The following is an 8126-nucleotide window of genomic DNA, read 5'->3' as shown; positions in this document are numbered from 1 at the left end:
GCCCTAGTCCTGGGCCGCGCGGCGACGGCGGGACGCGACGAGCGCCCCGCCTCCGCCGAGCAACCCGGCGGCGAGCAGCACGAGGCCGCCCATGGCGAATCCGGTGAACGCGAGCGAACCGTCGGGGTCGGCCGCCGCGGGGGCGACGCGGGCCGGCGCACCCGTCGACGCACCCGGCGTGGCCGTGGGGGTGGGGACGGCGACGGGCGCAGCCGCCACCGTGACCAGCAGGGGCGCCGGTGTCGTCGAGCCTTCGAAGAAGCGGGCGTCGGCCGGTACGAAGCGGGCCGTGTACGAGTGGGTGCCGAGAACCGCGCTCGGAATCACAAGTTCGGCGACCGATCCGCTGAGGCCCACGGTGTCGAGCACGACTCCGTCGTCGAGGAACTCGACGGTTCCGGTCGCGTCGGCGGGGGCGACCGTTGCGGTGAGAGCGAGGCGGTCGCCGACCCTCGGGGTCGACGGGCCCGCCACGGTGAGCGCGATCGACGATGCCGCCGGTGCCGGCAGCACCACGAGGCGCCTCGCCGAAGCGGTCGTCGACGCCTCGAAGAGGATCGGGTTGCTCGGCGTGAAGGTCGCGGTGACGTCGTACTCGCCGGCCGCCAGACCCGCAATGGACAACCGGGCAACGCCGCCGACGACCGGCGCGGTGCCCAGGGTGGCGGCGCCGGCGGAGAAGGTCACGGAGCCGCCGGCCATGGTAGGCGCGACGTTCGCCGTGAGCACCGAGTCGGTGCCGACGTTCACGGTCGCGGGCGCGGCGACCGCGATCGTGGTGGAGGTCGGGCGTTCGACGACCGTGATGACGGTGGGTGCAGCCGTGGTCGACTGTGCGTAGTAGACCGGTTCGTTCGGCGTGAACACCGCGGTGAACGAGTGCAGCCCGAGCCCGAACGCCGTCGAGTCGAACGATGCGACTCCCCCGCTCACCGGCTCCGAGCCGAGGGACACCCCGCCGTCGAAGAACTCCACCGATCCGGTGATGGCCGCGCGGGTCACGGTCGCGGTCAGCACGACGTTCGCGCCGACGACAACGGGCGAGGCGGGAGACACGGCGAGCGCGATCGTCGTCGCCTCGACGACGATGGTCGGCGCCGGCGTCACGGCATAGCGACTTCCGCCGCTCGAGGTGAGCGTGGACTCGTAGTACGACGTGGATACGACGCCGATGCCGTTCTGGATGTCGAGACACTGGAGGCGCACGGTCAGGGTGCCGGCGGTGGAATAGTCGGCGACGGGAGTGTCGAGCGTGGCCGTCGCGGGAGCCGTGGCATCCGTAATCGTCTGATTGCTGCTCGCGACGAACGTGGAGGCTCCGGCCACGATGGCCAGTCGCGTGGCGTCGCGGAAACCGACCGGGCAGGCGCCCGTTGCGACGGCGGTCGTGAAGCTCGGCAGCTGCGCCGCGTCGATGCTCGGCATCGGGCGTCCGCCCGCGTCGCGGAGCTCGAGGGTTCCGATCGTCGCGGCCGAAGCCGGGAGGGCGGGAACGACGACGCCGGCGAGGGCGACGACGAGGGCGGCCGCGACAGCGGCGAGAGTGCCGCGCAAACGTGTATTCACGAACTACTTTCCGAGCGGGGGTGGCGAGCGGGCGCACGCCTCGAACCGAGCGGGCCAACGGGCACGCTAATGACCCATGGTGTCTCGCTGGGGTACGGCAGGTGAGCGGGCCATTAACCGACGGATGTCGCGCAAATAGCGATTCGGGTTCGCCCCTCGTTTGCCGTCGAGACAGGTTTCGTCCACCGCCCCTCCCTAGCCTCGCTCACGCTGCCCGCTCGCCCAGGCACACCCGTCGAGCCGATTCGGCTCCGTGAGAGGTTTTTCCGTGACGCACCAACCGCCCGAGTGGGCAGACTCCACAGTTCCCGAAGTGAGCCTCACCGGCCGCGACCTCAGCAGGCGTCGCGCGCTGCAGGCGCTCGGGGTCTTCGGCGCCGTGATCGGCGCCCAAGCGGTGCTCGGTTCGGGTGTCTTCCCCGACGCGGCTTCCGCCCTCGGTACCGCGAAGGCCCTGGACGAACAGGATGACCCGGAGCTCGCCTACCTCGTCGGCGACCACCACGTGCACTCGGTCTACAGCCACGACGCGAAGTACACGCTCAGCCAGCTGACCCGCGCGGCGCAGCAGTACGGTCTCGACTGGCTCGCGTTCACGGAACACAGCAACATCGGCCACGCGAACGTCGGCGGCGTCTTCGAGCAGCACCGCGAGATTCTCGCCGCGCGGGCGGAGAACCCGCGCATGCTCGTCTTCCAGGGACTCGAGTGGTATATCCCGGCCGCCGAGCACGCCACCGTCATGGTGGCGCCCGGCCCCAGCGAGGCACGACTGCTTCGGTCGTTCGAGCTGGCCTTCGATGGCAAGCTGCTCGGGTACACCGAGGGGCAGACCGGCAACGCGCTCACCACGCGCAACGAGGCGCACGCTGTCGCCGCGCTGAAGTGGCTGAAAGACCGCAAGGCCGACGGCACCGTGGACGACGTGATCGTCTGGGCGAACCACCCCGCCCGCCTCGGCATCGACTCCCCCGGCGAACTGCGCAACTGGCGCGACGCCGCCGAGGGCATCATGGTCGGCATGGAGGGTGCGCCGGGCGCACAGGGCGCGGCACTGCCGGGCTGGCGCGGCGCGAACAGCGTGCGCGGGGAGTACGAGAACTCGCCGACCGCGCAGTCGTGGGCCGGCTATCCGGCCGCCGCCTACGTCACCTACGGCGGATTCGACTGGATGACCGCCACCGTCGGCGGCATGTGGGACGCCATGCTCGCCGAGGGCAAGAACTGGTGGATCACCTCGAACTCCGACGTGCACCGCGTGGTCTACGACACCTGGGCCAACGGCACCTTCCCGGCCGGCCTCGCCTTCGACACCGCCGGAAGGCTCCCCGACCCGGTGAACACCAGCACGGCGCAGGCGGGCAGCGACTACTGGCCGGGCCAGTTCAGCCGACTGCACGTCGGTGTCGAGACGATCGACTATCTCGAGGTGATGGCGGCGCTGCGTGCCGGGCGCAGCTGGGTCGACCACGGCCAGCTCATCGACGCCCTCGAGGTGCGCCTGAAGATCGACGGGCGAGACATGCGCGGCGTCACGCTGGGCGGCACGCTCACGGTACCGAAGGGCAGCAACCTCACCCTCGAGGTGACGGTGACCACCGCCAGCCGACCGAACTTCCAGGGCAACCTGCCCGCTCTCGCCAACGTCGACCTCATCCGGGGCTCGATCGCGGGCGCCGCGGCCGACCGCACCACGTGGCAGGCGCCCGACACCAGGGTCGTCGAACAACGGGACGTCACGGGCCGCACGGGCAGCTACACGCTCAGCTTCGCTCTCACCGACGTGCAGGCCTCGACCTACGTGCGCCTGCGCGGCAGCGACGGGCGACGCAACGGCGTGGGCCTTCGCGGTGCGGCGATCGACCCGAAGGGCCCCATCGCCCACACCAAGGGCAGCGGCGATCCCTGGGTCGACCTCTGGTTCTACTCCAACCCGATTTTTGTGAAGGTAAGCGAATGACCCGGACGGCCGAATCCCCCGCCCCCCTCAGGCGTCGCCTCCGGGCCGTCGTCGTCGTCGCGGCCCTCGCCGCCGTCGTCGCGGCCCTCGTCGCTCCCACGTTCGCTCCGGCGCAGGCCGTGCTGCCGACCGACGGACTCGTGGCGCACTACGCGTTCGACGAGACCTCCGGCACCGTCGCGCACGACGATTCCGGCAACGGAAAGAACGCGACCCTCGTCGGCGGCTCGACCTGGGCGGGCGCCGACGGCGTGACACTCAACGGCGCCAACGGGAGCTTCGTGCAGCTTCCCAACAACATCACCGCGGGCCTCGCCGCCTCCACGGTCTCGCTGTGGGTGAAGATGGACGCCACGCAGCCAGGCGCCTTCATGATCGTCGCCATGGGCAACCCCGTGACGACGACGGGCACCGGATACTTCGCCCTCGTCGGAAACGGCAACCTGCGGGCGACGACCACCTCGACGAACTGGTCGCTCGAGAAGAGCACGACCGCGCCCGGCCCGCTCGCGCGCGGCGTCTGGAAGCACGTGACCTACACGCAGACCGCGGGCGCGACGGGAACCGGAACGCTGTACATCGACGGTGTGCAGGTCGCGCAGAACGCGGCCATGACTCCGGCGCTTGCCGCGCTCGCCGGAGGCGTGACGACCGCGAACTATCTCGGCCGGTCGACCTACGCCGCCGACGGATACTTCAAAGGCTCGATCAAAGACTTCCGGCTGTACAACCGGGCGCTCGACGCGACCGAGGTGAGCCGGCTCGCCGAGGGCGACACCACGCTCGTGCGGGCGGCGACCCTGCCCGCGCTCGCCAGCGCCGCCGTCGTCGACGCGGCCGCCGGAACCGTGACGCTGCCGCTCAAGCCGGGAACGGATGTCACCGCCCTCGCGCCGGCCTTCGCGCTGCACGCGAGCGGCACCATCTCGCCGGCCTCGGGATCGACGCAAAACTTCACGTCGCCGGTCACCTACACGGTCACCGGCACGCGCGGCGACGTGCGCACCTGGACGGTGCGCGCCGACGTCGTCAACGCGCCCGCCGTGGTCGGGGCGTTCTCGGACCCGACTGTCACCAAGGTCGGCGGCGGGTACTGGATGTACGCCTCCGGCGCCGGCGGTGTCGTCGCGTTCTCGTCGACCGATCTGGTCACCTGGCAGAACCGAGGCGTCGTGCTCGGCGCGGGCTCGGTGGGATGGGCGCCGGGAGGTGTCGGATCCCCCGTGCTCGCCGAGAAGAACGGTGGCTACTACCTCTACTTCTCCGCTCGCGCACCCGGCACCTACTACTCCGACGTCGTGAGCATCGGAGTGGCCACCGCCGCGACCCCGGCCGGACCGTTCGTCGACACGCTGGGCTCGCCGCTGGTTCGGCCCTCCGACTACCCGCAGGAGCTCGGAACGCCGTCGATCGCCACTGACAGCGACGGTGCGGCCTACCTGCTCTACGGCGACAACTCGACCCTCGACCGGTACCACCCCCGCTCGCTCACTGCCGCTCCCCTGGCGCCGAGCATGACCGCGGTCGGAACGCCAGCGACCCTGCTCAGCGAGGGAACGGGTGCCGGCGCGTACGCCTCGGCCGGATCGTCGTTCGTTCGCGACGGAGTCGTCTACGTGGTCTGGACCGGGAAGAACGGCACCGGTTCGGCGATCTGGTACTCACGCGCGGACTCGCTCACCGGCACGTTGAGCACTCCCGCGATCCTGATGAAGGACGCGGGCGGCCGCGGCATCACGGGTGTCGGGCACGCCTCGCTCGTGGAGGACGGCGGCGAGTGGTTCGTCGCCTACCAGCGTGAGTCGACCGGCAACGGCGCCTCCCGCCGGGAGATCGCCATGGACGCGGTCGACTTCACCCCGACCGGCGACATCGTGGAGGTCACCCCGACGCTCGCCGGTATCGGTATCGGCATCGGCTAGGGCTACTGCGCGCCGTACCCGCCGACCGGGCTGAACCCGGCGGGCAGGGCGAACGGGTCGACCACGCGGCTGGAGCGGTCTGACTCGGCCGCCAGTTTCGCGAGCTCGCGGGCGGCGCGGTCGATGCGGTCGGGCAGGGCGCCCGCCGCCTGATCGCCCGTGCTGCCCCAGTCGCTCGACGCCGCGTAGACGCTCGTCGGAACCACGACGGCGTGCAGGTAGGTGAAGAGCGGGCGCATCGCGTAGTCGAGGGCGAGCGAGTGCCGCTCGCTGCCCCCGGTCGCGCCGATCAGCACGGGCAGGTCGGTGAGCGACTGCGGGTCGAGCACGTCGATGAACGACTTGAACAGCCCGCTGTAGCTCGTGGTGAACACGGGGGTCACCGCGATGAGCGCGTCGGAACCGGTGACCGTCTCGATCGCCTTCTCGAGTTTCGGGCTCGGGAAGCCGGTCATCAGGTTGTTGACGACGTCCTGCGCGGTGTCGCGCAGTTCGAGGATCTGCACGTCGGCGTCGAAACCGAGGCTCTGTAATTGGCGAGCCGTGGCATCCGCAAGCCTGTCGGCGAGGAGTCGCGTCGACGAGGGCTGGCTGAGTCCCGAGGTGATGACGGCGATTCTGCGGGTGGTCACGATGCGACCTGCGCTTCGACAGGCTCAGCGTCCGAGGCGGCCGAAGCCACGAGAGCCGCGTCGCGCTTGGCGACCAAAGCCTCGTGGGTGGGGCCGTCGGGCACGTTCGCCGGGCGGTTCTTCGCGAACTCCTTGCGCAGAACGGGGATGACCTCTTCGCCCAGGATGTCGAGCTGCTCGAGCACGGTCTTCAGCGGCAGGCCCGCGTGGTCCATGAGGAACAGCTGGCGCTGGTAGTCGCCGTAGTGGTCGCGCATACCGGCGTAGCGGTCGATGACCTGCTGCGGGCTGCCCACGGTCAGCGGCGTCTGTTCGGTGAAGTCCTCCATCGTGGGGCCGTGGCCGTAGACGGGCGCGTTGTCGAAGTACGGGCGGAACTGCTTCACTGCGTCCTGCGAATTCTTCGCCATAAACGCCTGGCCGCCGAGTCCGACGATCGCCTCGTCGGCCTTGCCGTGGCCGTAGTGCTCGAAGCGCTGGCGGTAGTAGCTGATGAGCTTCATGTAGTGCTCTTTGGGCCAGAAGATGTTGTTGGCGAAGAAGCCGTCGCCGTAGTAGGCGGCCTGTTCCGCTATCTCCGGAGAACGGATGCTGCCGTGCCAGACGAAGGGCGCGACTCCGTCGAGCGGGCGCGGCGTCGACTGGAAGCCCTGGAGCGGCGAGCGGAACTTGCCCTCCCAGTTCACGAAGTCTTCGCGCCACAGTCGCTGCAGCAGAGCGTAGTTCTCGATCGCGAGCGGGATGCCGTCGCGGATGTCCTTACCGAACCACGGGTAGACCGGGCCGGTGTTGCCGCGGCCCATCATTAGGTCGACGCGGCCGTCGGCCACGTGCTGCAGCATCGCGTAGTCCTCGGCGATCTTCACCGGGTCGTTCGTGGTGATCAGCGTCGTCGCCGTGGACAGGATGAGGTGCTCGGTCTTGGCGGCGATGTAGCCGAGCATGGTGGTGGGGCTCGACGGCACGAACGGCGGGTTGTGGTGCTCGCCGAGGGCGAACACCTCCATGCCGACCTCTTCGACCTTCTGCGCGATGGTCAGGATCGCCTTGATGCGCTGGTGCTCCGTGGGCGTCGAGTCGTTGGTGGGGTCCGTCGTCACGTCTCCGACGGTGAAGATTCCGAACTGCATTCCTGTGCCTGTGCTCATGATGTCGTGCCCTCCCGGGTTGTTCGTGCAAGTGAATACGTTTGCATGTATATGTGGAACGGATGTCACGGGGAAACTATTCCCACGGTGTGGCTAGGCCCGGCGGCATCGGCGGACACTGCGCCCTCGACTCTTCGAACGCGTCCTGACTGTCGGTCATCACCGCCCAGTAGGGGTTCCACGGTCCGATCCCGCTTTCGGCGACGAAGCTCGCGCGGTCGGGAATGTCGGCGACCCGCTCGCCCCGCGACCCGAGACACGGGATGAGGAAGCGCAGGTAATAGTCGTAGACGTAGTCGAGTTGCGCCCGGCTCAGGATCTGACCGTCGACCGCCTCGGGCTGGTACGACAATTGACAGACGTAGCCCGCGACCTTCTCCTCGACCGTATCCGTAGGGCCGGAGAGGTCGCCCGTGACGGTGAGCGCGCCGCCCTGCGCGCTGTAGAAGTCGAAACCCGCGTCGTTCATGCAGCGCGCGACCGATGCCGCCCAGTCTTCCTGTGTCGAGAACTGGATGCTCGGCGTCTCGGGCCGCTCGACACCCGCGCCCAAGCCGAGACCGGCCCAGTGCGCATCGGCGACCGCCTCGTAGTACTTCGCGACGTCGGCTTCGGTCGGGCCGGCGGGCAGCTCCCGCGCCGTACAGCCCGACAGCACGACGACTGCGGCGACTGCCGCCGCCACGAAGCATCCGGCCCTGTTCACTCCCCCATCATGCCGGGTTCCGGCCTCGCCAGCGCATGATTCCGAGGGCGGCGAGCAATACCGTGGTCGCTATGGCGGCGCCCAGCAGGGTGTCGAAGAAGCGCTCGCTCACGATGACGTCGACCGCTGCGGTGCCCGCTTGTGCCGCGATCGTCAGCGCGAGCGGCGTGATGAACACGAGCGCCAGGCCGT

The 8126-nt window shown here is 69.6% G+C and carries 6 protein-coding genes and 1 pseudogene; 2 read left to right on the top strand and 5 right to left on the bottom strand.

Going from position 1 to position 8126, the window contains the following annotated elements; translation table 11 throughout:
- Positions 1–3: 3 nt before the first annotated feature.
- Positions 4–1566, bottom strand: coding sequence for an Ig-like domain-containing protein (locus ACLQ6X_RS02445; RefSeq protein ID WP_411698576.1), 1563 nt, complete (start codon positions 1564–1566; stop codon positions 4–6).
- A gap of 268 nt (positions 1567–1834) precedes the next feature.
- On the opposite strand from ACLQ6X_RS02445, the gene ACLQ6X_RS02440 reads away from it, so the two are divergent.
- The gene (locus tag ACLQ6X_RS02440; RefSeq protein WP_411698575.1) at positions 1835–3526 is read left to right on the top strand and encodes a PHP domain-containing protein; all 1692 of its coding nucleotides are present in this window, start codon (positions 1835–1837) and stop codon (positions 3524–3526) included.
- Positions 3523–5448, top strand: coding sequence for a family 43 glycosylhydrolase (locus ACLQ6X_RS02435; protein WP_411698574.1), 1926 nt, complete (start codon positions 3523–3525; stop codon positions 5446–5448). Before ACLQ6X_RS02440 ends, ACLQ6X_RS02435 begins: the two co-directional genes overlap by 4 nt.
- Positions 5449–5450: 2 nt before the next feature.
- Here the strand turns inward: ACLQ6X_RS02435 and ACLQ6X_RS02430 are convergent, their stop codons facing one another.
- The 4 genes and pseudogenes from ACLQ6X_RS02430 to ACLQ6X_RS02415 all read right to left on the bottom strand — a co-directional run.
- The gene (locus ACLQ6X_RS02430) at positions 5451–6080 is read right to left on the bottom strand and encodes an FMN reductase (RefSeq protein WP_411698573.1); all 630 of its coding nucleotides are present in this window, start codon (positions 6078–6080) and stop codon (positions 5451–5453) included.
- Positions 6077–7210 (bottom strand): LLM class flavin-dependent oxidoreductase, encoded by a 1134-nt coding sequence (locus ACLQ6X_RS02425; protein ID WP_411698577.1) that lies wholly within the window; start codon positions 7208–7210, stop codon positions 6077–6079. The genes ACLQ6X_RS02430 and ACLQ6X_RS02425 overlap by 4 nt, the downstream gene beginning before the upstream one ends.
- Positions 7211–7304: 94 nt before the next feature.
- Positions 7305–7934, bottom strand: a complete 630-nt coding sequence (locus ACLQ6X_RS02420; RefSeq protein WP_411698572.1) for a hypothetical protein — start codon at positions 7932–7934, stop codon at positions 7305–7307.
- 7 nt (positions 7935–7941) lie between these two features.
- Positions 7942–8126, bottom strand: a pseudogene (locus tag ACLQ6X_RS02415) (FUSC family protein); the annotation flags it as partial.

This window comes from Conyzicola sp. (assembly GCF_046714715.1).
In the GTDB taxonomy this organism is placed as follows: Bacteria; Actinomycetota; Actinomycetes; order Actinomycetales; family Microbacteriaceae; genus Conyzicola.
This window is presented reverse-complemented; position numbering and strand designations above follow the sequence as displayed.

What these genes read in the sequence shown, in the direction of transcription:
- ACLQ6X_RS02435 (WP_411698574.1), top strand. Translation starts at nt 3,523, where the DNA reads ATGACCCGGACGGCCGAATCCCCCGCCCCCCTCAGGCGTCGCCTCCGG.
- ACLQ6X_RS02425 (WP_411698577.1), bottom strand. Translation starts at nt 7,210, where the DNA reads ATGCAGTTCGGAATCTTCACCGTCGGAGACGTGACGACGGACCCCACC.